We start from the raw sequence: 23,991 nt of genomic DNA on the forward strand, positions 1-23,991 counted from the left end.
ATTCCCGGTTATTCCATCTCGTCCATTTCGCCTGCACCAGTACCATGGCTGGCCATAGTATTGACAGCACGAGCTGGCACTACAGTAGAAATGGCATGTTTGTAGACCATTTGGCTGACTGTGTTTTTCAGAAGGATCACAAATTGATCGAAAGACTCGATTTGCCCCTGCAATTTAATACCGTTCACCAAATAAATCGACACTGGGATACGCTCGCGTCTTAAAGTATTTAAAAACGGGTCTTGTAACGATTGGCCCTTTGCCATTTTCGCTTTCCTTATTTCTAATTATGTTTCTCAATATGTGGATTATTATATTATTTTCAAGTCGTTAAATAACAACTTTTTTTCAATTATCTTTAACTAGCTTAGCGAAGTTAAAATGGCTTGCAAGTTTTCGGCCTGTTTGTCTTCAGTTTTTAACCAATTCAGTTCAGGCCAACTACGTAACCAGGTCAGTTGCCGTTTCGCCAGTTGACGAGTGGCCGCGATGCCCTGATCAATCATCTCCTGCTCAGACAATTGTCCTTGCAGATGCAACCACATCTGACGATAACCCACACAACGCATCGAGGGTAAATCCAAATGCAGGTCGGGTCTTTGCATCAGCGTTTTGACTTCCTCTGCAAAACCAGCGTCCAGCATTTGCCGGAATCTGACAGCTATACGCTGATGAAGTTCAGAGCGATCTGTTGGATTGATAGCAAATTGTTGCACCTGATATGGAAAAGGCTCACCTTTTTGCTCTGTCAGCTCAGTCAGACTCTTGCCGGTTAATCGATACACCTCCACAGCCCGGTTGACCCGCTGCGGATCGTTCGGATGAATACGAGCCGCCGACACCGGATCAAATTCTGCCAGTTGCTGATGCAAATAGCCCCAGCCATGCTCTGCTGCTTCAGCCTCTATCTGCTGCCGTATTTGTGGATCGGCTTCAGGCAAAGGCGATATACCCTGCAACAAGGTACGGAAGTACAACATAGTGCCGCCCACCAAAATAGCGGTTTTCCCCTTGCTGTGGATATCAGCAATAAGTCGTAATGCATCGGTGCGAAAATCTGCGGCTGAATAGGCTAACGCAGGGTCAAGAATATCAATAAGGTGATGGGGTGCCTCTGACAGCTCTGCCGCTGTAGGTTTGGCTGTGCCTATATCCATGCCTTGATAAATCAAAGCGCTGTCGACACTAATCAACTCAGACGGGATGCTTTTATACAGCTCGATAGCCAAGGCAGTTTTACCACTGGCGGTCGGCCCCATTAAAAAAATAACTTTAGGATCCATCTGAGTCCTGTAATAGCTGAATAGCGGCTGTTAAGTCCAGCGGCACAGCGTGCCAGTGCGGTCCCTGTTGACTTAATAGCGGAAAATGTTTCTTTAAAACAGCAGCCTGCAGTACTCCAGAGTGTAGCAACTGGCGTAGTAATGAGCTTAACAGTTGTGCATCTTGCTGCTGTAACCAGTCTTGCCACCATAGAGGCAACCACTGCGCTACGGCACTTTGCCGCAACCAGGCGGGCACAGCCCTGACAATCAAGGTTTGATTATTGACTAAAAAATCAAAACCTAAATGGCTTAATAAATCGGCGTTGCTGAGCAAAAACTCCTGTTCTGGCTGTTGCAACGCCAGTCGTACTGGCATTAACAAAGGCAAAGGCGAGGCGCCCTGCTCCAGCCACAATCTGGCCGCGCTTGCTGCAATATCAACCACCCATACTTGATCTGAACCAGAACAAAGCAGATAACGATTCTGACTGATTAGAGCATTGTCTTGCAGGGCAGAAGCTGCAGGCTCCGGACTCTGAACTTTTTCCGCAAAAACCGGCCAACTTTGTGCTGCAGGCTGTGCCACTGCAGGCCGGTAAGGCTGGCCAACATAAGCCGAAGGTCGGGCGGCATAAGCTGAAGGCGGGCTATAGCCTGATGCAGGTTTAAGCGCCGGAGCTTCCGGCATAGAGAAATCCGACGATGCTGCTGGTGCAACAGCCTCAATCCTCTGTTGCTGTGGTTCTAACTGCAACAGCGCATTGGTTAATGCTGATGCGACAAAGTCGTGTACTAATCGGGCCTGATGAAAGCGGACTTCGTGTTTGGCCGGATGTACGTTGACATCAACCTGCCGGGGGTTAATGTCCAGATACAACACAAAAGCGGGCTGCTGTTCAGCGCTTAACATAGAGCCATACGCCTGACGGATCGCATGATTGAGCAACTTGTCTTTCATCATACGGCCATTGACATAGCTGTACTGGCATTGCAATTGTTCTTTGCAGGCTGAAGGTTGCAACAGCCAGCCCCAAAGTTTTAAGTCGTCATAAGCCACTTCAACAAAAGCAGCTTGTTCTAAAAAGTTCTTGCCACATAAAGCGGCTACACGTTTTTGCTGCGCTTCGCGGCTATCGGCTTTTTTCAGTTGCCGGACTGTTTGACCGTTATGGCTTAAGGTCCAACTGACATCAAAGCGGCTGAGTGCCAGCCGTTTCACTAACTCATCAATATGCGCAAACTCAGTTTTATCGCTGCGCAAAAACTTACGCCGCGCCGGTGTATTAAAAAACAAGTCCAGCACTTCGATGCTACTGCCATCCGGATGCGCTGCAGGTTTAATTTGTACCTGCATATCACGGCCTTCAGCATAGGCTTGCCAGGCTTTATCCTGAGAGGCAGGTTTAGAGGTTAAGGTCAGACGGGAAACCGAACTGATAGAGGCTAAAGCTTCACCGCGAAAGCCAAGACTAACAATTTGCTCCAAATCATCCAGAGAGCTGATTTTACTGGTGGCATGCCGGCTTAATGCCAGGGCTAACTCCGCTTCCGGGATACCAGAGCCATTGTCCCGAATCAGGATTTTTTTACTGCCACCACGCTCAATCTCAATCAAAATTTGATCAGCACCCGCATCCAGGCTGTTTTCAACCAGCTCTTTGACGACAGAGGCAGGACGTTCTACCACTTCGCCTGCGGCGATCTGGTTGGCCAGTTGAGCGGGTAAAATTCGAATAGGCATCAGGGGATCCGAAGTGTCTGGCCAATCAGGATGTTGTCACTTTTCAGATTATTATGCCGACGAAGTTCAGCCATGCTGACGCCATACTGCTTGGCTACTTTGGATAACGACTCTCCCCGTTTGACCTTGTGGGTACGACCCCTACTACTGCTGGTAACGGCCGTGCTATTTTGCTGAACCGGTAATACGGTAGGCAAAGTGCGTCCATTAGTTTTGTGGGCGGCAAACAACGAGTCAGCAGGAGGCGATTTTTCGAAATATCGTTTCACGGCTCTGAAAATCGCCTGCGCCAGTTTGTGCTGATGATTCGGATCTTTCAGTAAACGTTCTTCGTTATAGTTGGAGATAAAACCAGTTTCTACCAAAATAGACGGAATATCAGGCGCTTTTAACACAGCCAGACTGGCCGCTTGCGGCTCTTTTTTATGCAAATGCGCCACAGTCGACATTTCACGCAGAACTTCTTTGGCTACTTCAAACCCTGTAACCATCGAATGATTCATCGACAAATCCAATACGGTTTGTGCCAGATAACGCTCATTCGCAGAGTCTTTAATCACCTCAGCGACGCCGCCTAATAACTCCGAATGTTGTTCGGTTTGTTCCAGCATCCGCCCCACTTCAGTAGTTGCCCGGCGCATCGACAAGACCCAGACAGAAGCACCATGAGCTTTACGGTTTTGCACTGCATCTGCGTGAATAGAGATTAATAAATCAGCCTGTTTTTGCCGTGCGATCTCAGGTCTTTTATTTGGATGGATATAATAGTCACCAGTACGGGTCAGCACAGCTTTTAAACCAGGCTGTTGATTAATCATCGCTGCTAACTGCCGTGATACTGACTGAGTAATCACTTTTTCATGGGTGCCTTTGGGTCCAACAGCGCCTGGGTCTTGGCCACCATGACCTGCATCAATAGCGATGATAATATCCCGGCCTGTAGCTCTGCTGCTCAGAGCCCCTGGTGATGCCGACTGAACTGGCGGAGAAACAACAGGAGCTGCAGCCGATGAAGTGATTGCAGCCACTGGCGCCGCCTGCTTGCCAGAGGATAGCGCCGCCTGAGCTTTTAAATCTACCACCAACCTATGACCGTATGGCGGTGACGGAGGTAAAGAAAAAATACTGTCATTGACCGGAAACGCCAGTTCTATCACCACAGCAGTGGCAGCACTGGGTGTTCTGCTGGCATACACACGCTTCACTAAAGGCGAGTCACCACTGATGGTACCAATATTCAGGCTATTTACACCTGCCAGCTCTATTTCCAAACGACTCGGATTACTTAAGCGTTTCACTTTGTGGGAGGGGGCATTGGCCAAATCCAATACCAGTCGGGTATTATCAGGCGCATGCCAGATCCGCACACCTTTGACACTGTTCACTGCCCAGCTCTGGCTAGAGGCAAGCAGCAGCATCAGTACAACAGCCCTCAGCATCAGACTCATTGAGCCTGCTCCCAGCATTGCTTTATTGCAGTTAACCAGGACTCAGCCTCAGCATGGTTCGCTCTGACCTGCAACTGGCGTTGATTTTGCTCAATCTGTAACTGCAGCTCCAGGTCAGCGTCTGCCAATAACCCATAACCTCGCTCAGGCCATTCAATCAGGCACAAGTTGCCTTTAGAGAAATAGTCACGAATGCCCATAAATTCCAGCTCTTCCGGATCGCGCAGCCGATACAAGTCAAAATGGAAGATGTGCTGATCAGCAATAGTGTAGGGTTCGACTAAGGTGTAAGTCGGGCTTTTCACATTGCCCTGATGCCCCATAGCCTGCAATAAACCACGGCTAAAGGTGGTTTTACCTGCCCCTAAATCGCCCTGCAAATACACTACTGCTCCGTGGCGTAAATGGGGGGCAAATAAGGCGGCTAATGCCAAAGTAGCGGCTTCATCCGCTAAATGAAAAATGTAGCTTTGAGCTGTCATCTGTACCTAAGCTGAGTGTTCTCAGTCGTCACAATTTTTTAAGCGCACGTGCTGTTTTAATCCAGCAGAAGAATTGAGCGTTATGCTAACAAAAACAGCGCAGTGCAGCCAGTTTCTTTCTATGTCCTTTGTCTTTGAAGCTGCAGCTTGAATTAATTTGGCTCTACACACGGGACAAAGTAAAACCGGATCGGCTTTTATGCTAAAGTGCGCGGCGAAACTCAGTGGATCTCAGTATGACCAGCACCATTAATTGGCAGCAGCTTGCAGAACAAATTAAAGTCTGGGGCCAACAACTTGGCTTCCAGCAGATAGGTATTACCGATACAGATTTAACCTCGGAAGAGCCTAAATTGCAGCAATGGCTGGATGCTGGTTTTCACGGTGAAATGGACTATATGGCCGCTCATGGCATGAAAAGAGCACGGCCTGCCGAGTTGCACCCTGGCACTATCCGGGTGATCAGTGCACGGATGGATTACTTACCAGAGCATGCGCAGTTTGCTGCGAATCTAGCCGATCCTTCGATGGCTTATATCAGCCGTTATGCTTTGGGACGGGATTACCATAAACTGATCCGCAACCGCCTAAAACAGTTAGGCGAGCGGATAGAAAAAGAATTGGGGGCTTTGGGTTTCCGGCCTTTTGTCGATTCAGCCCCTATTCTGGAGCGGCCTTTGGCGGTGAAAGCTGGTTTAGGCTGGCAAGGTAAACATAGTCTGGTGTTGAATCAGGAGGCTGGTTCCTGGTTTTTCCTCGGCGAATTGCTGGTTGATATTCCGCTGCCTGTTGATCCTGTGCATACAGGGGACTGCGGCACTTGTGTCGCTTGCCTGACTATCTGCCCAACTCAAGCCATAGTTGCACCTTACACAGTGGACGCCAGACGCTGTATCTCTTATCTGACGATTGAGCTGCAAGGTGCTATTCCGGAAGAGTTCCGGCCTTTATTGGGCAACCGTATTTACGGTTGTGATGATTGCCAACTGGTTTGCCCAGTCAACAGAGCAGCCAAAACCACCCAAGAGCAAGACTTTCAGCGCAGGCCACAGTGGCTGAATACATCTTTGCTGGAGTTATGGCGCTGGAGCGAAGCTGAATTTCTGCGTTATACCGAGGGTTCTGCCATTCGCCGGATCGGCTATCAGCGTTGGCAACGTAACATTGCCGTGGCCTTGGGCAATGCACCTTTTGATCCTGTGATTGTCGATGCGTTAGAGCAACAACTGGCGCAGAGCTCTGAATTGGTGGCGGAGCATATTCGGTGGGCTTTGGGACAACAGCAGAAAAAAAGCCTGTTGCAAAACAATCTCTTAAACCGTCAGACCGACCGATTAATTCGGGTTATTCAGAAGGGGTTACCACGGGATGCCTGAGGTCAAACTGTGGCTTAGCTGCCAAACGCCGCTGTGCCTCCTGTAAAATCTGCAGCTTCTGACTGTGGCTCGCAGTGTGCCAGTCTTTAATTTCCTGCAAAGTACGGCCACAGCCCAAACAAACATCCGCGTGATTTAAACAGCATATGCGGTTACAGGGTGATGCAGGCATAGAAGTCTCCGTTATTGGGTTAATCATAGCCTGCCACAACGATTCCACACTTTATTTTCTTTGCTTAGGTACCCAGGCCCAGACAAACTCTGCGATCACAGGCTCCACATTCAGCTCATCGGTGATCGTAACCAAAATCCTGATATCGCCTTTTTCGGTGTCGCGAATAAACTGAATTTGCTCATCTGTCAGTGCAGTGGTTGCCACCAACTTGCCCGTTGCTCGTTTGACGTAATTCAACTGCATCGACTTTAACAGCGGAATACGATCGTCTGGTACATGCAAACCCACTAAAAAGCCGCTGGCTGACTCGCCCAGCAAGGCCATAGCCGCAGCATGCACAGACCCAATATGATTTTGCACCTTGGTTTTATTGGCCAGACTTAACTGCGCCTGTTGAAAATTTAACAGATCAACTTTGACCGAAGCCGTACCGGCAAACTTCACCGCTTTACCAAATAACAAGCTCAATAAAGGCGAGTGGAGCCAGGGCGAGTAGTTATTAATTTTGGCGACATAACGGCCAAGTTTATTGATGGCTTTCATACTGGTCTTACCTCATAACTTATTTCGGCAAAGATAGCAGTAATAAAATCAGGCAGCAAGTTGGCTTCAGGGCAAAAAAAGCTGTTATCAAGAATAAAATCAAAACAGGAGTTTTACACATAAGCAGAAATTTTGGAGCGGGCAACGAGGCTCGAACTCGTGACTTCGACCTTGGCAAGGTCGCGCTCTACCAACACAACTATGCCCGCATGGGTTTGTATTGATTAGATTAAGTTTATTACTTGGGAAATATAAATTTGGAGCGGGCAACGAGGCTCGAACTCGTGACCTCGACCTTGGCAAGGTCGCGCTCTACCAACTGAGCTATGCCCGCATGGATGTGTTCTTTGATAAAACTTGTTGTTGGTTAACAAGTTTTAATTTGGAGCGGGCAACGAGGCTCGAACTCGTGACCTCGACCTTGGCAAGGTCGCGCTCTACCAACTGAGCTATGCCCGCTTCCTGTGTTAGTACTCTGTGCTCTTTATCTTGGTTCTAAAGAAGAGTACTAAAAACACCGCTTCAATCGATTTTTCGTTCGAAGCGGCGCGCATTTTACAAAATTCCTTGGCCTTTGCAAGAGATTTTATTCAGGAATTTTGAAAAAATGTTTTTTATAAACTGCTAATTCCGCAATAGATTCCCGGATATCATCAAGCGCCAAGTGACTTGATGACTTTTTAACCAGCTTAGTCACTTCAGGATACCATCTTCTGGCTAACTCTTTTACCGTGCTGACATCCAGATTACGGTAGTGGAAAAAGGCTTCAAATTCCGGCGCATACTTGACTAAAAAACGTCTGTCCTGACCAATGCTGTTACCACACATCGGAGACTTGCCTGCGGAAACATAGGCAGACAGGAAATTGATGGTTTGCGCCACAGCTTCGGCCAAATCCGTTTCACTGTCCAGACAACGTTTCGTCAGACCACTTTTACCATGAGTTTCAGTACACCACTCGTCCATCGCATCTAACACTGCTTTTGGTGTTTTAATGGCGAAAACCGGGCCTTCCGCAAGAATATTTAACTGGCTGTCGGTCACTATAGTGGCCATTTCTAAAATTACGTCTTTTTCCGGATCCAGGCCAGTCATTTCCAGATCGATCCACACCAGATTATTGTCGTTACTTGCCATGCTTTATACCTTTGGTTAGATGCAGCCAGTTTTGCTGCTTTGTAACTTGCCCGAATAGCGGTATCATACTATGCCTTAAGCAAAGTAAAAACCGCCGCAGTCAGGCGACAGTAAAGGCACAAGGCCACAGTGACCAAAAAAAAGCACCTCAATCAACGCCAGCATCAACGTATAGCCGCCAATCAGGATCGTCGTTTAGCCCGCGCTCAGACGAAAGCCAGCAAACCAGAGCTGGATTCTGACTTATTAGCGGAAGCTGAACATGGGTTGGTGATCAGTCGTTTTGGTCAACATGCCGATATTGAAGATAGCTCAGGCCAGATTTTTCGCTGCAATATCCGCCGCACTGTCAACTCCTTAGTGACAGGAGACAAAGTGGTGTTTCGCCGCACTAAAGTACCGGGTGGTGGCCCTGAGGGTGTAGTCGAAGCGGTCGCGGAGCGTGAATCTGTATTACTACGCCCCGACTTTTACGATGGCTTAAAACCTGTAGCGGCTAATATAGATTTGATGATTATTGTCTCTGCCGTTCTACCTGCGTTTTCACTGAATATAGTCGACCGCTATTTAATAGCGGCCGAGGCCATGCATATCAAGCCTCTGTTATTACTCAATAAAATCGATTTGTTAACCAAAGAACAGCGAGCAGAAGTTGATCAGCAACTGGCGATTTATCAGAAGATTGGTTACGAGTTTTTATTATTGAGTGCCAAAACAGGTGAAGGTACAGCTCAGTTGGACGCTTATCTGAAACAAGGCGTCAGTATTTTTGTCGGTCAGTCTGGCGTTGGCAAATCTTCTTTAGTGAATAACCTGCTGCCGGATATTTCTGCTGAAACACGCGAAGTCTCCGAAAACTCAGGTTTAGGCCAACATACCACTACCACAGCACGCTTGTATCACTTGCCGGATGGCGGCGATTTAATAGATTCGCCCGGTATTCGCGAATTTGCCTTGTGGCATTTGGAACCAGAACAAATTGCTTTAGGTTATCCTGAATTTAAAGACTGGCTGGGCCGCTGTAAATTCCGCGACTGTAAGCATTTGAACGATCCGGGCTGTGCTTTACAACACGCCGTCAGCATTGGTGAAATTCACCCGGAGCGTTTTGCTAATTACCATAAAATCCTGCTGAGTATGGCGCAGGACAAACCGAATTATTTTCAACCCTGAGGTTTAAATCCACTATGGATAAAGTCAAAATCGCATTGCAATACGTCATGCCAAAGCATTTATTGTCCCGTCTTGTTGGTTATTTGGCGGCCGCCCGTTTAGGTTTTATCAGCCATGCACTGATTAACCTGTTTATCAAAGCCTACAAAATTAATATGGCTGAGGCGAAGTTCGAAAAAGCGTCAGACTATGCCAGCTTCAACGAGTTTTTCACCCGACCATTAAAGGATGGCATACGTCCTATTGCTACTGATGCAGATGTGGTTTGCCAGCCGGTCGACGGTGCGATCAGTCAGTTGGGTGATATTGTCGACGGTAAGCTAATTCAGGCGAAGAACCATAACTATTCCTTGCAGGCTTTGTTAGGTGGTGATGCCGCGACCGCAGCCCCTTATGCTGGTGGTAAGTTTGCCACTATTTATTTAGCCCCCAAAGATTATCACCGTATCCATATGCCGATAGCCGGTACCTTACGTGAGATGATTTATGTGCCTGGTGATCTGTTTTCAGTCAACCCGTTAACCGCAGAAAACGTGCCGGATTTATTTGCCCGTAACGAGCGAGTGGTCACAATCTTTGACACCGAACTGGGCCCTATGGCTTTGGTATTAGTAGGCGCAACTATAGTGGCCAGTATAGAAACTGTGTGGGCTGGCACTGTAACGCCACCTGCAGGTAAAGATGTATTCCGCTGGACTTACCCAGCTACAGGACCCCAAGCTGTCACTTTAGACAAAGGCGCTGAAATGGGTCGCTTTAAATTGGGGTCGACCGTGATCCTGGCATTCCAGGCCGGTCAGATTGAATTTACCGACAAGCAATACCCAACAGCAGTCACCCGTATGGGCGAACCTTTTGCCGAAATCGTATCGAAAGATTGATGACATCAAGCAGAGCCTGGCTCTGCTTTTTTATTCCCCACAATTGTGAGTGCCGGAACGCGGAGAATGCCGATGCAGATTATTGCTCATCGTGGTGCCAGTGGCTTTTACCCGGAAAACACCTTGCTAGCTATAGAGCAGGCCTTGCTGGCCAAAGCCGATGGGATTGAAATTGATGTGTTTTGTGTTGATAACACCTTAGTGGTGATCCACGACGAGGATGTCAGCCGCACCACCAATGGCACCGGCTTATTGCAAAATTTGACGCTACAACAAGTACAACAACTGGATGCAGGTTCAGGCCAGCAGGTGCCTACGTTATGGCAGGTGCTGCAATTGGTGAATAACCAAACCTTACTCAATATCGAACTCAAAGGTGCTGATACCGCAGAGCCTTTATTAGAACTGCTTAAAAAAGCTGAAACCGAATTGGGCACAGAACCAGAGAAATTACTGCTCTCCTCTTTTAATCATCATCTGCTGAAACAGATCAAAAAACAAAGGCCTGACATAAAACTCGGCGCTTTAACGGCCTCGTTACCGCTGGATTATGCAGCTTTTGCATCAGAACTAGGGGCCTGGTCGGTACACTGTGACAAAGGTTTTATTGACCAGCAGATGATACAGGACGCGCATCAACGTGGTTTACAGGTATGGGTCTACACTGTGAACGATGCAGCTACAGCCCAAAAACTGCAACAGTTGGGTGTGGATGGAATTTTTTGTAATTATCCGCTGCAGGCCAGAAGCTGGTAGCTATTGAGTGTCGCTTAATGCTTGTGGCTGTCGCAGCTATGGCATTTGTTACACAGACGAATATTCAAGACGTGAGCCAAAACAACGAAAGAGGCGCCCACAATCAAAATATAGTGCTCGTAGTCATGGCCAAAAATGTCTTTTTGCCAATAGATGAAGCCGCCTAAAAACAGCGAATAAAAAGGGTAAATCTTTTTATGGTAACGGTGGAATCCGGCAAACAAGGTAATAAATCCAAGCACCATAGTGATCAACAAAATAATTCGTTCAAAGGCATGATTATGCCAGGCACTTAACCCCAGCAATGGCAACACAGGTAATAACACAGGCAACATAATGCAGTGAATAGCACACAACGATGTGATGGCTATGCCCACTTTATCTAATGTATTACGAACCTGACTCAGCACGAACAGACACTCCGGTTTTTTGAGGGGTGAGATAATATAACAAATCAAAAGAAAAGCAAACCGCCCTATTGATTGTTTTGCCACAAGGAACAAAAAGCGCTGACGCTTCATCGGCATCTGCACCGGGCTGTGGCATAATGCTGAAAACTTTCGGGAGACAAAAACGTGGATCAATTACTGGAACAGTTGGATCAAAACTTAAAAGATTTGTATCGCAAAGCTTTGGATGCCGACGCCATTCTGGAACAGCTCCAGCAGCAAGGCCATGGCAAATATCAGACTATTTTCGTCAACGGCAAAAGCTTTCAGGTCAGCAGTGACAGATTTATGCCTTATTTAAGTGAAGTGGCAGAGCAAGTAGCGGCTATGCGTCAAACGCAGCAGTTTAATACAGCAACCTTGCAGCGGGTGGTCAAACAAATCCAGTTATTGCATAAAACCCTGGCAAATTTTCGTCAGGCCATCACTAAATAGCTTATTTTTTAAGCTTCTTATAGAAAATTATTCTAACGACAAAGGTCGGTTGCACTACTCTAACTAAACACAAGGAGTACGCCATGGCCAGCTTAACCACTTCACTCGACAGTATCAGATCAGAAGCGCGACAATTTGCCTTGTCAGGCGCTTCTGTTCGTTCGAACCCCGGAACTGCATTAGCCCGGGAATTGGAGCCTGCGGTACAACAAAGTAAACAGCAGCAAGTGCTGGAGAACCTGCCGCAATCAACACCACCAAAAGAAGAAGTACGGCAAGATTCTATCCGGGTTACCAGCACTATCGGAAAAGCAGCATCCAGTGGTCAGTTGAGTCGGGAGGAAGCGGTTGCCATCTACAGGGAGATCGCTAACCTGCTTTAACCTGAGCCTGTTGATGTGCGACGACCGCTGGCGCTAAGCTATCCTTGAACCAACGCTCTAACATAATCTTCTCATGTTCCAGAGGTTGATCTGCTCTGGTATTACTGATCCTGCTCATAAAGCCCATATCTTTGAGTTTCAGATCTTTTTCTTCCGCAACCACAGCTTTGTTTTGGTCCACCAGGGTATAGCTAAAATGAATACGTGGGATGAAGATGTCTTTAATCACGCGGATCTGCTGGCCTGTCTGCGTAAACATATGATTCACATCACCTGCCAAATCTATATCGGTGACCACAACATTCCAGCTATAGCCCTCCGGTAACTTTTTCGCTAAATCCGCAAAAATCTTATCAAAGTTAGCCATAGTGCGTTTTTCAAAGCTGCCACGAGGTTCATTGGCTGGTTTCATATCCGTAAACTTTTTATAGTCTTTGTATTCCACCTTCACTTCTGCCGCTGCGGCTACTCCAGCGAGCAACAGAGAAAGCATCAGCACACTAGTTTTTACAAAACGCATCATTCACCTCTTCTTATTGCGATCAGCCACCAGAGCAATGCCATTGCTCTTAACTCATCCGGAACACAGTAGTTATGTTACTCCTACAGACATCACTATAGCTCAGTAAGTTGCCTTGTCTGAAGTGATTAATTGTGTGTAGACGTATGCAGATGTAATGCGCTCCTGACGTTGCTTTACAGAGTATCGCGGCCATCCTTGCTCTTCCCGCAATAAAAAAACCGCCTTGCGGCGGTTTTTTTATTGTCATACAGACCATTAAGCGCGGCTGGCGCGTTTACGATCGTTTTCTGTTAAATGACGCTTACGAATACGGATAGACAATGGCGTCACTTCAACCAGTTCATCGTCATCGATAAATTCCAGAGCCTGCTCCAGAGTGTAGCGGATAGGCGGAACCAGGTTGATCGCTTCGTCAGTACCAGACGCACGAACGTTAGTTAACTGTTTACCTTTTAAGCAGTTTACAGTTAAGTCGTTGCTGCGGCTGTGAATACCAATCACCTGACCTTCATACACTTCTTCTGCGTGACCGATAAACATGCGACCGCGCTCCTGCAGAGAGAAAATTGCATAACCAGCAGCTTTGCCCATCGCATTAGAAATCAATACGCCATTGGTGCGCTGACCTATAGTGCCGCCTTTGTAAGGACCATAGTGATCGAAGCTGTTGTACATCAGACCTGTACCAGAAGTAATAGTCATGAACTCAGTACGGAAACCGATCAAACCACGGCTTGGCATCAGAAAGTCCATACGAATACGGCCCTTGCCATCTGGTTGCATATTGGTCATTTCAGCTTTACGCTCGCCCATTTTCTCCATGATAGAGCCCTGGTGCTGCTCTTCCACGTCGATGGTCACGTTTTCCATCGGCTCCATTTTTTCGCCATCAATCACTTTCATGATCACTTCAGGACGAGATACAGCCAGTTCGAAACCTTCACGGCGCATGTTTTCAATCAGAACACCTAAGTGCAGTTCACCGCGGCCTGATACTTTGAACTTGTCACCATCTTCAGTTTCTTCAACACGTAATGCAACGTTGTGCTTCAGTTCGTTGTTCAGACGCTCTAAAATCTGACGTGAAGTAACAAATTTACCTTCTTTACCAGCAAACGGAGAGGTGTTGACCTGGAAAGTCATAGTCACTGTTGGCTCGTCAACCTGAAGGGCTGGCAATGCTTCCAGGTTCGTCGGGGCACAAATGGTATCAGAGATTTTCAGCTCACCTAAACCAGTGAAGGCAACGATGTCACCCGCGTTGGCTTCAGTCGCTTCAATACGCTCCAAACCTAAATAACCAAAAACCTGACCGACTTTACCGTTACGCTTCGAGCCATCAGCACCTAAGATAGTCACTTGTTGGTTTGGCTTTAAGGTACCACGTTTGATCCGGCCAATACCGATAATGCCTAAGTAACTGGAGTAATCCAACTGAGATACTTGTAACTGAGTATCACCATCCAGTTCAACCGCAGGAGGAGCAACGTGCTCTACGATAGCAGCAAACAGATCGTTGATATCTGATTTAGGTTCGTTGTAATCCAGAGTTGCCCAGCCATTAATGGCTGATGCATAAACGATTGGGAAATCTAGCTGCTCGTCAGTGGCACCCAGGTTGTCAAACAGGTCGAATACCTGGTCAATCACCCAATCAGGACGTGCGCCTGGACGGTCAATTTTGTTCACCACAACGATAGGCTTTAAACCGTGGGCGAAGGCTTTTTGCGTAACGAAACGAGTTTGAGGCATAGGGCCTTCAACCGCATCAACCAATAACAATACAGAGTCAGCCATAGACAATACACGTTCAACTTCACCACCGAAATCGGCGTGGCCTGGCGTATCCAGAATGTTGATGTGGTAACCGTTCCAGCGAACTGAAGTGTTTTTTGCCAAAATAGTGATACCACGCTCGGATTCCTGAGCGTTGGAGTCCATCACGCGTTCCTGCAACTTGGCACGGGAGTCAAAAGTACCTGATTGTTGCAGTAACTTATCAACCAAAGTTGTTTTACCATGGTCAACGTGCGCGATAATGGCGATATTACGCAGTTTTTCTATTGCTGAAGCGGTTCCGCTCATTTGTATTTCCTCTGTGGCACTAGCTGACCATAAACCTGACCACTAGGCATTGACTAAAAGTTGCTCGAATTCAAGGGCGCGTATTCTACTCTGTTTTTACGCAGAAAGAAAAATTAACTGTGATCAAAAGCAGCTTATTTTTACATCCTGACCACCGGCCCGCTTATTTCATCGTTTTTCAGTGACAGCGTGATGAAACTTGCTATTTTAACTGCGGTGCAGCTAAAAAAAGCACCAAGCTGGGGCTTTTGCCTCATAATGAGGCAGCATTGCACCAAATGAATGCAAAACCCTGCATCACCATGAGGCCCCTTTACAAAAAAACCATATAAATCAATACACTAAATCTTTGGCACAGGAATCGCATTGGAATGCGCAAAGCTTTGGCCTAAGCCAGCATTATAAAAACAGGTGCCTGACCGCACCCGTCAACAGCACAAACCGGAGGAATGCATGTCTGCATCTACAGTACTGAGTTTTATCAAAGAGAACGACGTAAGATTCGTTGATTTACGCTTTACAGATACCAAAGGTAAAGAACAACACGTGACTATTCCAGCCAGTCAAATCAACGAAGATTTCTTTGAAGATGGCAAAATGTTCGACGGTTCTTCCATCGCCGGCTGGAAAGGTATTAACGACTCAGACATGATCCTGATGCCTCAAGCAGACACTATGCTGCTGGACCCGTTCTCTGAAGAGACCACTGTTAACATTACCTGTGACGTAATCGAACCAAGCACAATGCAAGGTTATGAGCGTTGCCCGCGTTCTATCGCTAAACGCGCTGAAGAGTACCTGAAGTCTACCGGTATTGCTGACACTGTCTTGTTTGGACCTGAACCAGAGTGGTTCATGTTTGACGACGTGCGTTTCAAAAACACAATGTCTACTGCTTTCTTTGCTATTGATTCTGCTGAAGCAGCCTGGAACTCAGACAAAGTCTATGAAGGCGGTAACAAAGCGCACCGTCCTGGCGTGAAAGGCGGTTACTTCCCGGTACCACCAGTCGATCAACACCACGATATCCGTAGCGCTATGTGTGTCGTGTTGGAAGAAATGGGTCAGGTGGTTGAAGCTCACCACCATGAAGTAGCTACTGCGGGTCAGAACGAAATCGCTACCCGTTTCAACACCTTAACTAAGAAAGCTGACGAAATTCAGGTTCTGAAATACGTGGTTCACAACGTAGCTAACCTGTACGGCAAAACTGTCACCTTTATGCCAAAACCATTGGTTGGCGATAACGGTTCAGGTATGCACTGTCACCAGTCCCTAGCAAAAGACGGTGTAAACCTGTTTGCTGGTGATAAATATGCGGGTTTGTCAGAAACTGCTCTGTACTACATCGGCGGTATCATTAAACACGCGAAGGCAATCAATGCCTTCACTAACCCGTCGACTAACTCGTACAAGCGTTTAGTGCCACACTTCGAAGCTCCTGTAATGCTGGCTTACTCAGCCCGTAACCGTTCAGCCTCTATCCGTATCCCACTGGTACCAAGTGCAAAAGCACGTCGTATCGAAGTGCGTTTCCCGGATCCGGCAGCGAACCCGTACTTAGCTTTCGTAGCTCAGTTAATGGCTGGTTTAGATGGTATTCAGAACAAGATCCACCCAGGCGATGCGATGGATAAAGACTTGTATGACCTGCCACCAGAAGAAGAAGCACTGATCCCTCAGGTCTGTGGTTCTTTAGACGAAGCTCTGGATGCACTGGATGCAAACCGCGCTATCTTCACGAAAGGTGGCGTCATGTCTGATGCGATGATCGATGCGTACATCGAACTGAAACGTGCTGAAGCCAAACGTGTTTCTATCGCAGTTCACCCACTGGAATACGAACTGTACTACAGCGTATAACATCGCCTGTAAAATGCCTGAAAACCCGCGCTTGCCGCGGGTTTTTCTTTTTGGCTATTTGAGATCAGGCGCAGGACGGATTAGAGTAATAACATCCCTGTCGTCAGCACAAGGCCGATATGACTAGACTGCTTTGTTGTTTTGCATTGTTCTGCAGCTCATTGCAGGCACAGCAGGTTTATCTCAGCATCGATAAAAATGGTGTGCCTCTGTACTCAGACCAACCTGTTGCCGGTGCCAAAAAGTTGGAACTTAAGGTGTCGCAGCAAAGTCAGTCCCCACCACAAGTGACACCCATTCAACCCTTAGCTGCCCCTACTGAAACGGCTATTCCCTACCAACTGAGCATCGTCACCCCGGCAATGGACGATACAGTGATCTCCAATCAGGGCGAAGTGATCATCCAAACCGAAGTCAGCCCGGCGCTGGCAGAACAACACAAACTGCGTTTAGTACTGAACAATAGTCAGCAAAGCCCACTGCAGCGCCAAGGCAACTTCCGTCTGCTTGGTGTGGAACGGGGAGAACATCAATTGCAGTTACAAGCGCTCGATCAAAACGGCAAGCTAATTGCAGAAAGTCCTGTCACAACCTTTTATTTACGTAAAACGACAATAGCTTCACCAAAATAGTGCAATTTGACGGTAGTCCGTCCTGTTTTACAGTACACTGTGAAAACAGGGCACCATTTTGGTGCAATAGGTGAGCGCAGTGACCCAACAATCAAAGACGATGGATTTTTCCACCACCGACTTTACCGATCAACTCAGCACCGCTATTTTGGTGCTCGATAGCCAGTTACAGGTGCAGTATTTTAATACCGCCAGTTCGGCGATGTTTGGTGTGGGCGAAAAACGACTGGCGCAGCAGTATTTTTTTACCTTGTTTCAATACACAGATTTAACCTCCAGTTTCTTTTTAACCGCCCTGCAAAACCGGCAGGGGTTTGGCATCAGCGACGTGCAGGCGGTATTGCTGGATGGCCGGCATATTTTGCTGGACGTAACCGTTAACCTGATTGAACAACCCCATTTAGCCCTGATGCTGGAATTACGTCAGGTCGATCAACAGCGCAAAATCAGTCTGGAAAGTTTGCAGCAGCACCAGCATTTAGCAGCACGGGAACTGATCCGTGGTTTAGCTCATGAAATTAAAAATCCTTTAGGTGGCCTGCGGGGCGCAGCTCAGTTGTTGGAGGAGTCTTTAAATGACGATCAAAAAGAATACACTCAGTTAATTATTGCCCAGGCAGACAGACTACGAAATCTGGTGGATCGCTTATTAGGCCCTTACAAAGCGCCGAATAAAAAACCATCCAATGTGCATCAGGTGCTGGAAAGAGTCAGCCAACTGGCACAAATGGACAACCCGACTCAGGTGCAGTTTGTCAGGGACTACGACCCCAGTATTCCGGATTTTTCCTTTGACCCTGAGCTGATAGAACAGGCCCTGCTGAACATTGTAGGTAATGCCCAACAGGTACTGACAGAAGGGGGGCAAATCACCTTGCAGACCCGGATTTTAAATCAGCATACCATTCATGGCCGTCGTCACCGTTTAGTGGCAGCCGTTAAAGTGACAGATAACGGCCCTGGTATTCCGCCAGAAATTAAAGACACCTTATTTTTCCCTATGGTCACAGGCAAACCCGGTGGTACAGGTTTGGGGTTGTCTATCGCTCAAACCTTAATTCACCAGCATGGTGGCTGGATTGACTGCGAAAGCTGGCCCGGGCAAACCGCTTTTACTTTGTATTTACCGCTCAATAACTCTGGAGAAGAACAATGCAGCAAGTAGTCTGGATTATTGATGATGACAATTCGATCCGCTGGGTGTTGGAAAAAGCATTAGCCCGGGCTGATATTGCCTGCGAAAGTTATGCTTCGGCCGATTTAATGTTGCAGCGCCTGCAGTATGAACAGCCGACTGTTGTAGTGTCCGATATCCGGATGCCGGGCACTGACGGTATGGCTTTGCTGACCAAGTTGCAGGAATTATCGCCTGAGCTGCCAGTCATTATCATGACAGCCCATTCAGATCTGGACAGCGCCGTCAATGCCTTTAAAAAAGGCGCTTTTGAATACCTGCCCAAACCTTTTGATGTCAACGAGGCGGTATCGCTTATTCAGCGTGCTTTGGCCCATAGTCAGGCCAAACAACCGAAACAGCAAACTGTAGCGCAAACCGAAGTGCCGGAAATTATCGGCGAAGCCCCTGCCATGCAGGAAGTGTTTCGGGCTATTGGCCGTTTATCGCGTTCCAGTATCAGTGTGCTGATCAATGGTCAATCCGGCACGGGCAAAGAGTTAGTGGCTCATGCACTGCACAAACACAGTCCTCGTTCGGAGCAGCCTTTTATTGCGCTGAATATGGCCGCTATTCCAAAAGATTTAATCGAATCAGAGCTGTTTGGTCATGAAAAAGGCGCCTTTACCGGCGCAGCCAATTTGCGTAAAGGTCGTTTTGAACAAGCCGATGGCGGCACTTTGTTCCTCGATGAAATTGGCGATATGCCGCTGGATGTGCAAACCCGTTTATTAAGGGTATTGGCGGACGGTCAGTTTTATCGGGTCGGTGGTCATCAGGGTATCAGTGTCGATGTGCGTATTATTGCCGCGACGCACCAGAATCTGGAGATTTTGGTGGCGGAAGGTAAATTCCGTGAAGATTTATTCCACCGCCTGAACGTGATCCGCATTCAAATTCCGGCACTGAAAGATCGCAAGCAAGATATTCCGAAACTGGCACAACATTTCCTGCAACAGGCGGCTCGCGAGCTGAATGTGGAAGCGAAAAATCTGGCGCCTGAAACCGAAAAATTTTTAGCTCAGCTCGACTGGCCCGGTAATGTGCGCCAACTGGAAAATAGCTGTCGTTGGCTGACCGTGATGGCCAGTGGCAAACAAATTCTGTTATCGGACTTACCGCCAGAACTCACCACAGCACCTAAAGTGGTGGTGAGCGCTACGGCCGGTGGTCAACAAAGCTGGCAGGAGGCGTTAGCCGCCTGGGTTAGTCAAAAGCTTAATGCCGGTGAAGAAAATATCCTGGCCGAAGCCGGGCCGGAGTTTGAAAAAATAGTGTTGCAACAGGCGTTGCATTACACCCATGGGCATAAACAGGACGCAGCGAAGCGTTTAGGCTGGGGTCGTAATACGCTGACGCGTAAACTCAAAGAGCTGAATATGGAATAAGCAGGAATGTGCCATTCCTGACTTTAAAAAAACCGGCCAGATGCCACATCGACACATCAGGCCGGCAGGAAATTAATCGGTAGTCTTACAAGCTTTCCAGAGCTATTTCTATATTTTTGTAATACAAGGAGGTTAAACCTTCATAACCTGAGTCGGTGCCAATAAACACCCAGACTCGTCCCTGACCGTCACTGTAGACAGGAACACGTTCACTGGTGGTGGTTTGTACTGTTTTTTCAGCAAAGTTAGAGCCATCGCAGGCTGCCCCCGTAGTAGCGACATTGCCGATCACTTTGGCCTGAGTGCCGGATTGGGATTGCTGTCCTTTATCCAGATTCAGGTAGTAACCTTCTTGCTTAGGTTCTTTATCACCATAACCAAACTTCAGATACACACTTTCTCCCGGCGCGCCTCCCACTCCGGCGCAACCTACTCCGGCATTGGATAAAAACGTCAGCCTGACTCTGGCGTAATATTTAGTCGAGGGTTCAAGCCCAGAGAACTGGTTCTTGATATACATAAATAAATCGTCACTGCGATTCATTCCAGACAGATAAAAAGCTTTTTTACCGGCATTCCCTGGCAGAACACGCAGCCCCGACTCTAACTGATAAATCTCTGCATTATCTGCCGGGTAATCTGAAAAGCCTGCAGTCCAGCCATGACTGCCTGTATTGAAATCAAAATTAAAAGCCTTATCAGCGCTGAGCAACTCCATATTGCATCCAGACAGCAGCACACCACTCAAGCCTATCACTAAAGCCAAATGCTTCATCACAGATCTCCTTCAGTTATGCCTAGTCTAAGAGCAACGAGGAAAAACCCTGTGACCATTTGTAATGGTTCGGTTGACAAAAGTTACCGAATATCAGGAAAAGGTAAAACCAGCCACACAAAGTGGCTGGTTCGAGAAAGAGTGGTCCGCGATGGATTAAAGTGGGAAGGGTTGCTCTAAGCTGATGGCGGGTTCAGTAAACCAGCGTGGACCGCTGGCTGTCATATAAAAATGATCTTCAAGCCGTACGCCAAATTCACCTGGTACGCAGATCATAGGTTCGTTACTAAAACACATCCCCTCAGATAATAGTGTCTGTTCATTTCGCACTAAATAAGGCCCCTCGTGGATATCCATGCCGATGCCATGGCCTGTTCTGTGTGGTAAACCAGGCAAAGCATACTCTGGTCCTAAGCCATAAGACTCAAGCACTTCCCGCGCCGCAGCATCCACCAGACCACAAGCTACGCCAGGTTGTGCCGCAGCGAAAGCTGCCGCCTGCGCGGCCTTTTCTGCGGACCAGATTTCACGTTGACGGGCTGTCGGCTCACCAAAGACATAACTTCGGGTGATATCAGAGACATACCCCAATAGACGACATCCCGTATCAATCAGCACCATATCACCTTTTTCAAGGTTTTTCGGCGTTTTCACCCCATGCGGAAACGCCGAATCTGGCCCAAATAAAACGATGCAGAAATAGGAACCGCTGGCGCCGACTTTACGATGGGCTTCATCGATAAAAGCTTCCACTTCCGCAGTACTGATGCCGTCATACAAAATACTGGCTGCAGCTTTGTGCACGGCCAGCGTCATGTCCATAGCACGCTGCATAATGGCTAATTCAGCCGCCGATTTTTGTGCCCTGCAACCTTGTGTAATGACTTTACCACTGACGATCTGCTGCTGTGGATCCGCCTGACGCAAGCCTTCAAAAATAAAAAATGCACTGCTGTCATCCAGCGCCAATACCGGTTTGGCTTCAGTGCAGCGTTGTTTTAACGCACTCAGCAATAGCTCATAAGGGTTTTCGTGCTCATGCCAGCCCAAAACCTCCCCCTGGATCACCTGAAAACCACTGAGCGTAGGGATCTCAAACACTGGACTGATATAGACTAACTCGCCAGTAGCTGGCAGCAAAGCGCCGACTAAACGTTCGCTGGCGTACCAGACTGTACCGGTGAAGTAAGCTAAATTGGTACCGGCATTCAGATACAAGGCATCAATCCCCTGCTGCCGCATCAACTGCTGTGCTTTGTTAATTCGGGCTTGGTACTCAGCGGCGCTGATGACCTCGACACCTGCGGTCATAGGTTCTAAGCTATCCAGCGCCTGTTGTTTGGTTTTACCGCCGATCTGACTCATTCTTTGCTCCACTCTGCTGTTCATAGTTCAAAGTATGCAACCCTGCCTACATGAATTAAAATGATATAAATTCAACACATCATGAATTGGATTCATCCATGTTACCTCCACTCAAAGCATTACAAGCCTTCGAAGCGACGGCACGACTGAAAAGTTTCAGTAAAGCGGCAGAGCAACTTTATGTTACGCAAAGCGCCGTCAGTCATCAGGTGAAATTGCTGGAGGATTTTATTGGTCAGCCTTTGTTGCTAAGACAAAACAAAAGTGTGGAGCTGACGCAGTATGGCGATATGTTGTATTCAGTGGTGCGGGACTGTTTTGTCCGACTGAATTCTGTCACTCAACATTTACTCAATCAGCCGCCTGTACAACTCAAAATTCTGGCACAAACCTCTATCGCAGTAGAATGGCTGGCCCCTCGTCTGGAGCTGTTTAAACAACAACATCCAGAGTTGGATACCTTATTGGATATGGCTTCGATGGCCAATAATGCCGACCCGGAGCAGTACGACATAATACTAGGCACCTGGCCTGCTCCGGCTGGTTTTGTCAGCCGGCAACTGCGCACCGAGTTCTGGTATCCAGTCTGTGCTCCAGCTCAGTTTCAGTTGTTAACCAGCGCTGATGCTGCAGAATTATTGCACTACCCGCTGTACAGCTCGGAAACTGGCGAAGATTGGCAGTTGTGGTGCCAGCACCAACAGTTACGCAGCCCGGCAGCTATGCAACTGCGTTATGTCAATCTGGCGTTATTGGCAACAAAGGCTGTCACAGCAGGCAGCGGCTTTGCCTTGTCGAATGACTTTATCGCAGGGCCAGCTTTAGCCAGCGGTCAGTTGGTGGCATTACGCCAGTTCAGCTATCAGCTACCCTGGGGGCAATATCAGTTGCATTACAAAACCGATAGTGTGCAAAGTACTGCTGTGGCTCATTTTATTCAGTGGCTGACAGAACAACTACAACCAGCGTCTGGCTAAAACCCGGTGCGCTGTGCATAAGCCCGCCAAAACATTACGCCACAGACGAAGAACACAAAAGCCAGCACCAGGGGCAGACTGTTCCATTTATTCATCACTATGATGTTATTGTCAGGCCACAATAGTTTTTTATTGGTCGCTGCAGTGCGCACCCCATGGATCAGAAAGTCACCCACTTTATTTTCAACAAAAAATATCAACTGATTTTCTCTGTTTAAAAACCCATATAACTGCTGCGTATTGTCGCAATCCTGCCTGCCCTGTAGCGGCAACCATTCAGTCGACAAGCTACTTTTTAAATAAATAGTGCCTTTGCCACCCAAATCAGCATCACAGTTCATGCCACTGAGCACCGCTGGCACCTGCAATAAGTCGGAGCCATCGCTCTGTACTGTGTATTTTGGGAAAAATACAAACACAGCCACTGCAGCAGCCGCTAACACAAAACTGCCTAAGCTGGTCCACTTTAACTGCCCAAGGCTCCAATTAAGATACGACAGACTTTTTTCCATAACTCACCCCAGAGTACAAAGAGCGATAAGTTACCAGTGTCATTCAAGTAAGGAAAGCAGAGAGTGATGATGCCCTTTGTAGGCGCTGCACCTAAATGACAGACCTGCTGGTGACTACTGATCGGTTCTACTGGAAATGACTGACCAGGCTACTGGTGGTTTTGTGCAGTTTTATACTCCCAAAAGCACTGAATAATTCAGTGTCCTAGTTGCCCATATTAAAAAGCGTGATTGTTGCGACACTTGCGATTAAATCATTGCGTGAGGGCATGATTTTAAAACACCGAAGCTCGACTTATAACCCAAATCAGCAGTTATAAAAAAGCCCCACTTCACCAGTAGGGCTTTGGGGAGTTATTTTTTAGACTTATTCCATCCATAAATAACTGAAATTGATAGCACCAACATTCCGACACATAAAAAAAGAATTGTACTGTTTTCCGTTCTCTCAA

General features: G+C 47.6%; 25 protein-coding genes and 3 tRNA genes. 11 read left to right on the forward strand and 17 right to left on the reverse strand.

What is annotated here, in order from left to right:
• Positions 1–8: 8 nt before the first annotated feature.
• From hfq to tsaE, 5 genes are all read right to left on the reverse strand, one after another.
• Entirely contained in the window at positions 9–266 is a 258-nt protein-coding gene (gene hfq / locus SD53_RS10055; RefSeq protein WP_046520114.1) for an RNA chaperone Hfq, read from the reverse strand.
• Between the two features lie 96 nt (positions 267–362).
• The gene (miaA, locus tag SD53_RS10060; RefSeq protein WP_046520115.1) at positions 363–1,283 is read right to left on the reverse strand and encodes a tRNA (adenosine(37)-N6)-dimethylallyltransferase MiaA; all 921 of its coding nucleotides are present in this window, start codon (positions 1,281–1,283) and stop codon (positions 363–365) included.
• Complete coding sequence (gene mutL, locus SD53_RS10065; protein ID WP_046520116.1) at positions 1,273–3,006, reverse strand: DNA mismatch repair endonuclease MutL; 1,734 nt, start codon at positions 3,004–3,006, stop codon at positions 1,273–1,275. Before mutL ends, miaA begins: the two co-directional genes overlap by 11 nt.
• Positions 3,006–4,454 (reverse strand): N-acetylmuramoyl-L-alanine amidase, encoded by a 1,449-nt coding sequence (locus SD53_RS10070; protein WP_106693146.1) that lies wholly within the window; start codon positions 4,452–4,454, stop codon positions 3,006–3,008. Before SD53_RS10070 ends, mutL begins: the two co-directional genes overlap by 1 nt.
• Complete coding sequence (gene tsaE / locus SD53_RS10075) at positions 4,451–4,936, reverse strand: tRNA (adenosine(37)-N6)-threonylcarbamoyltransferase complex ATPase subunit type 1 TsaE (RefSeq protein WP_046520118.1); 486 nt, start codon at positions 4,934–4,936, stop codon at positions 4,451–4,453. Before tsaE ends, SD53_RS10070 begins: the two co-directional genes overlap by 4 nt.
• 236 nt (positions 4,937–5,172) lie before the next feature.
• On the opposite strand from tsaE, the gene queG reads away from it, so the two are divergent.
• On the forward strand, positions 5,173–6,312 hold the full coding sequence (gene queG / locus SD53_RS10080) for a tRNA epoxyqueuosine(34) reductase QueG (protein WP_046520119.1): 1,140 nt from the start codon (positions 5,173–5,175) through the stop codon (positions 6,310–6,312).
• Here queG and SD53_RS10085 read toward each other — a convergent pair.
• The 6 genes from SD53_RS10085 to orn all read right to left on the reverse strand — a co-directional run bounded on the left by SD53_RS10085 (position 6,281) and on the right by orn (position 8,168).
• The gene (locus SD53_RS10085; protein WP_366246853.1) at positions 6,281–6,511 is read right to left on the reverse strand and encodes a DUF1289 domain-containing protein; all 231 of its coding nucleotides are present in this window, start codon (positions 6,509–6,511) and stop codon (positions 6,281–6,283) included. The genes queG and SD53_RS10085 overlap by 32 nt on opposite strands.
• Before the next feature lie 24 nt (positions 6,512–6,535).
• A complete protein-coding gene (locus SD53_RS10090; RefSeq protein ID WP_046520121.1) occupies positions 6,536–7,030 on the reverse strand; it encodes a DUF4442 domain-containing protein in 495 nt (164 codons plus the stop codon).
• 133 nt (positions 7,031–7,163) lie between these two features.
• Positions 7,164–7,239: transfer RNA gene (locus SD53_RS10095), tRNA-Gly, on the reverse strand.
• Between the two features lie 49 nt (positions 7,240–7,288).
• Positions 7,289–7,364 (reverse strand) — tRNA-Gly (locus SD53_RS10100).
• A gap of 49 nt (positions 7,365–7,413) precedes the next feature.
• Positions 7,414–7,489 (reverse strand) — tRNA-Gly (locus SD53_RS10105).
• A gap of 127 nt (positions 7,490–7,616) precedes the next feature.
• Positions 7,617–8,168: an oligoribonuclease gene (gene orn, locus SD53_RS10110; protein WP_046520122.1), complete on the reverse strand. Its 552-nt coding sequence runs from the start codon at positions 8,166–8,168 to the stop codon at positions 7,617–7,619.
• 129 nt (positions 8,169–8,297) lie between these two features.
• On the opposite strand from orn, the gene rsgA reads away from it, so the two are divergent.
• The 3 genes from rsgA (at position 8,298) to SD53_RS10125 (ending at position 10,978) form a co-directional block, all read left to right on the forward strand.
• Complete coding sequence (rsgA, locus tag SD53_RS10115; protein WP_046520123.1) at positions 8,298–9,341, forward strand: small ribosomal subunit biogenesis GTPase RsgA; 1,044 nt, start codon at positions 8,298–8,300, stop codon at positions 9,339–9,341.
• A gap of 14 nt (positions 9,342–9,355) precedes the next feature.
• Positions 9,356–10,222, forward strand: a complete 867-nt coding sequence (gene asd, locus SD53_RS10120; protein ID WP_046520124.1) for an archaetidylserine decarboxylase — start codon at positions 9,356–9,358, stop codon at positions 10,220–10,222.
• Between the two features lie 72 nt (positions 10,223–10,294).
• Positions 10,295–10,978, forward strand: coding sequence for a glycerophosphodiester phosphodiesterase (locus tag SD53_RS10125; RefSeq protein ID WP_046520138.1), 684 nt, complete (start codon positions 10,295–10,297; stop codon positions 10,976–10,978).
• 14 nt (positions 10,979–10,992) lie between these two features.
• Here the strand turns inward: SD53_RS10125 and SD53_RS10130 are convergent, their stop codons facing one another.
• Complete coding sequence (locus SD53_RS10130) at positions 10,993–11,388, reverse strand: MerC domain-containing protein (RefSeq protein WP_046520139.1); 396 nt, start codon at positions 11,386–11,388, stop codon at positions 10,993–10,995.
• Between the two features lie 165 nt (positions 11,389–11,553).
• Here SD53_RS10130 and SD53_RS10135 point away from each other — a divergent pair, with 165 nt between their 5' ends.
• Both SD53_RS10135 and SD53_RS10140 read left to right on the forward strand, forming a co-directional pair.
• Positions 11,554–11,862, forward strand: a complete 309-nt coding sequence (locus SD53_RS10135) for a hypothetical protein (RefSeq protein WP_046520125.1) — start codon at positions 11,554–11,556, stop codon at positions 11,860–11,862.
• Between the two features lie 83 nt (positions 11,863–11,945).
• Positions 11,946–12,245, forward strand: coding sequence for a hypothetical protein (locus SD53_RS10140; RefSeq protein WP_046520126.1), 300 nt, complete (start codon positions 11,946–11,948; stop codon positions 12,243–12,245).
• On the opposite strand, the gene SD53_RS10145 is transcribed toward SD53_RS10140, so the two are convergent.
• Together SD53_RS10145 and typA are read right to left on the reverse strand one after the other, a co-directional pair.
• Entirely contained in the window at positions 12,232–12,768 is a 537-nt protein-coding gene (locus SD53_RS10145) for a DUF3016 domain-containing protein (RefSeq protein ID WP_052749340.1), read from the reverse strand. The genes SD53_RS10140 and SD53_RS10145 overlap by 14 nt on opposite strands.
• Positions 12,769–13,023: 255 nt before the next feature.
• On the reverse strand, positions 13,024–14,853 hold the full coding sequence (gene typA, locus SD53_RS10150) for a translational GTPase TypA (protein WP_046520127.1): 1,830 nt from the start codon (positions 14,851–14,853) through the stop codon (positions 13,024–13,026).
• Between the two features lie 453 nt (positions 14,854–15,306).
• On the opposite strand from typA, the gene glnA reads away from it, so the two are divergent.
• The 4 genes from glnA to glnG all read left to right on the forward strand — a co-directional run bounded on the left by glnA (position 15,307) and on the right by glnG (position 19,910).
• Positions 15,307–16,716, forward strand: coding sequence for a glutamate--ammonia ligase (gene glnA / locus SD53_RS10155; RefSeq protein WP_046520128.1), 1,410 nt, complete (start codon positions 15,307–15,309; stop codon positions 16,714–16,716).
• 119 nt (positions 16,717–16,835) lie between these two features.
• Positions 16,836–17,348 (forward strand): DUF4124 domain-containing protein, encoded by a 513-nt coding sequence (locus SD53_RS10160; RefSeq protein WP_082101845.1) that lies wholly within the window; start codon positions 16,836–16,838, stop codon positions 17,346–17,348.
• A 79-nt stretch (positions 17,349–17,427) separates the two neighbouring features.
• Entirely contained in the window at positions 17,428–18,513 is a 1,086-nt protein-coding gene (glnL, locus tag SD53_RS10165; RefSeq protein ID WP_241481784.1) for a nitrogen regulation protein NR(II), read from the forward strand.
• Entirely contained in the window at positions 18,501–19,910 is a 1,410-nt protein-coding gene (glnG, locus tag SD53_RS10170) for a nitrogen regulation protein NR(I) (protein ID WP_046520131.1), read from the forward strand. Before glnL ends, glnG begins: the two co-directional genes overlap by 13 nt.
• Before the next feature lie 85 nt (positions 19,911–19,995).
• Here glnG and SD53_RS10175 read toward each other — a convergent pair whose 3' ends face one another.
• The gene (locus SD53_RS10175; RefSeq protein WP_046520132.1) at positions 19,996–20,685 is read right to left on the reverse strand and encodes a hypothetical protein; all 690 of its coding nucleotides are present in this window, start codon (positions 20,683–20,685) and stop codon (positions 19,996–19,998) included.
• A gap of 156 nt (positions 20,686–20,841) precedes the next feature.
• Positions 20,842–22,050, reverse strand: coding sequence for a M24 family metallopeptidase (locus SD53_RS10180; protein ID WP_046520133.1), 1,209 nt, complete (start codon positions 22,048–22,050; stop codon positions 20,842–20,844).
• A 98-nt stretch (positions 22,051–22,148) separates the two neighbouring features.
• Here SD53_RS10180 and SD53_RS10185 point away from each other — a divergent pair, with 98 nt between their 5' ends.
• Positions 22,149–23,027: a LysR substrate-binding domain-containing protein gene (locus tag SD53_RS10185; protein ID WP_046520134.1), complete on the forward strand. Its 879-nt coding sequence runs from the start codon at positions 22,149–22,151 to the stop codon at positions 23,025–23,027.
• Here SD53_RS10185 and SD53_RS10190 read toward each other — a convergent pair.
• The gene (locus tag SD53_RS10190; RefSeq protein ID WP_046520135.1) at positions 23,024–23,539 is read right to left on the reverse strand and encodes a hypothetical protein; all 516 of its coding nucleotides are present in this window, start codon (positions 23,537–23,539) and stop codon (positions 23,024–23,026) included. The two genes, SD53_RS10185 and SD53_RS10190, sit on opposite strands and share 4 nt — an antisense overlap.
• Between the last annotated feature and the right edge of the window lie 452 nt (positions 23,540–23,991).

Origin of the sequence: Rheinheimera mesophila, from assembly GCF_000986865.1 — a bacterium.
Taxonomy (GTDB): Bacteria; Pseudomonadota; Gammaproteobacteria; order Enterobacterales; family Alteromonadaceae; genus Pararheinheimera; species Pararheinheimera mesophila.

Bases quoted from the DNA above. Each gene is read 5' to 3' on its own strand.
- SD53_RS10145 (WP_052749340.1), bottom strand. From the start codon at position 12,768: ATGATGCGTTTTGTAAAAACTAGTGTGCTGATGCTTTCTCTGTTGCTC.
- orn (WP_046520122.1), bottom strand. From the start codon at position 8,168: ATGGCAAGTAACGACAATAATCTGGTGTGGATCGATCTGGAAATGACT.
- SD53_RS10070 (WP_106693146.1), bottom strand. From the start codon at position 4,454: ATGAGTCTGATGCTGAGGGCTGTTGTACTGATGCTGCTGCTTGCCTCT.
- hfq (WP_046520114.1), bottom strand. From the start codon at position 266: ATGGCAAAGGGCCAATCGTTACAAGACCCGTTTTTAAATACTTTAAGA.
- SD53_RS10085 (WP_366246853.1), bottom strand. From the start codon at position 6,511: ATGATTAACCCAATAACGGAGACTTCTATGCCTGCATCACCCTGTAAC.
- SD53_RS10160 (WP_082101845.1), top strand. From the start codon at position 16,836: ATGACTAGACTGCTTTGTTGTTTTGCATTGTTCTGCAGCTCATTGCAG.
- asd (WP_046520124.1), top strand. From the start codon at position 9,356: ATGGATAAAGTCAAAATCGCATTGCAATACGTCATGCCAAAGCATTTA.
- typA (WP_046520127.1), bottom strand. From the start codon at position 14,853: ATGAGCGGAACCGCTTCAGCAATAGAAAAACTGCGTAATATCGCCATT.
- SD53_RS10125 (WP_046520138.1), top strand. From the start codon at position 10,295: ATGCAGATTATTGCTCATCGTGGTGCCAGTGGCTTTTACCCGGAAAAC.
- mutL (WP_046520116.1), bottom strand. From the start codon at position 3,006: ATGCCTATTCGAATTTTACCCGCTCAACTGGCCAACCAGATCGCCGCA.
- queG (WP_046520119.1), top strand. From the start codon at position 5,173: ATGACCAGCACCATTAATTGGCAGCAGCTTGCAGAACAAATTAAAGTC.
- miaA (WP_046520115.1), bottom strand. From the start codon at position 1,283: ATGGATCCTAAAGTTATTTTTTTAATGGGGCCGACCGCCAGTGGTAAA.
- SD53_RS10190 (WP_046520135.1), bottom strand. From the start codon at position 23,539: ATGGAAAAAAGTCTGTCGTATCTTAATTGGAGCCTTGGGCAGTTAAAG.
- tsaE (WP_046520118.1), bottom strand. From the start codon at position 4,936: ATGACAGCTCAAAGCTACATTTTTCATTTAGCGGATGAAGCCGCTACT.
- SD53_RS10185 (WP_046520134.1), top strand. From the start codon at position 22,149: ATGTTACCTCCACTCAAAGCATTACAAGCCTTCGAAGCGACGGCACGA.
- glnA (WP_046520128.1), top strand. From the start codon at position 15,307: ATGTCTGCATCTACAGTACTGAGTTTTATCAAAGAGAACGACGTAAGA.
- SD53_RS10090 (WP_046520121.1), bottom strand. From the start codon at position 7,030: ATGAAAGCCATCAATAAACTTGGCCGTTATGTCGCCAAAATTAATAAC.
- glnG (WP_046520131.1), top strand. From the start codon at position 18,501: ATGCAGCAAGTAGTCTGGATTATTGATGATGACAATTCGATCCGCTGG.
- SD53_RS10175 (WP_046520132.1), bottom strand. From the start codon at position 20,685: ATGAAGCATTTGGCTTTAGTGATAGGCTTGAGTGGTGTGCTGCTGTCT.
- SD53_RS10180 (WP_046520133.1), bottom strand. From the start codon at position 22,050: ATGAGTCAGATCGGCGGTAAAACCAAACAACAGGCGCTGGATAGCTTA.
- SD53_RS10140 (WP_046520126.1), top strand. From the start codon at position 11,946: ATGGCCAGCTTAACCACTTCACTCGACAGTATCAGATCAGAAGCGCGA.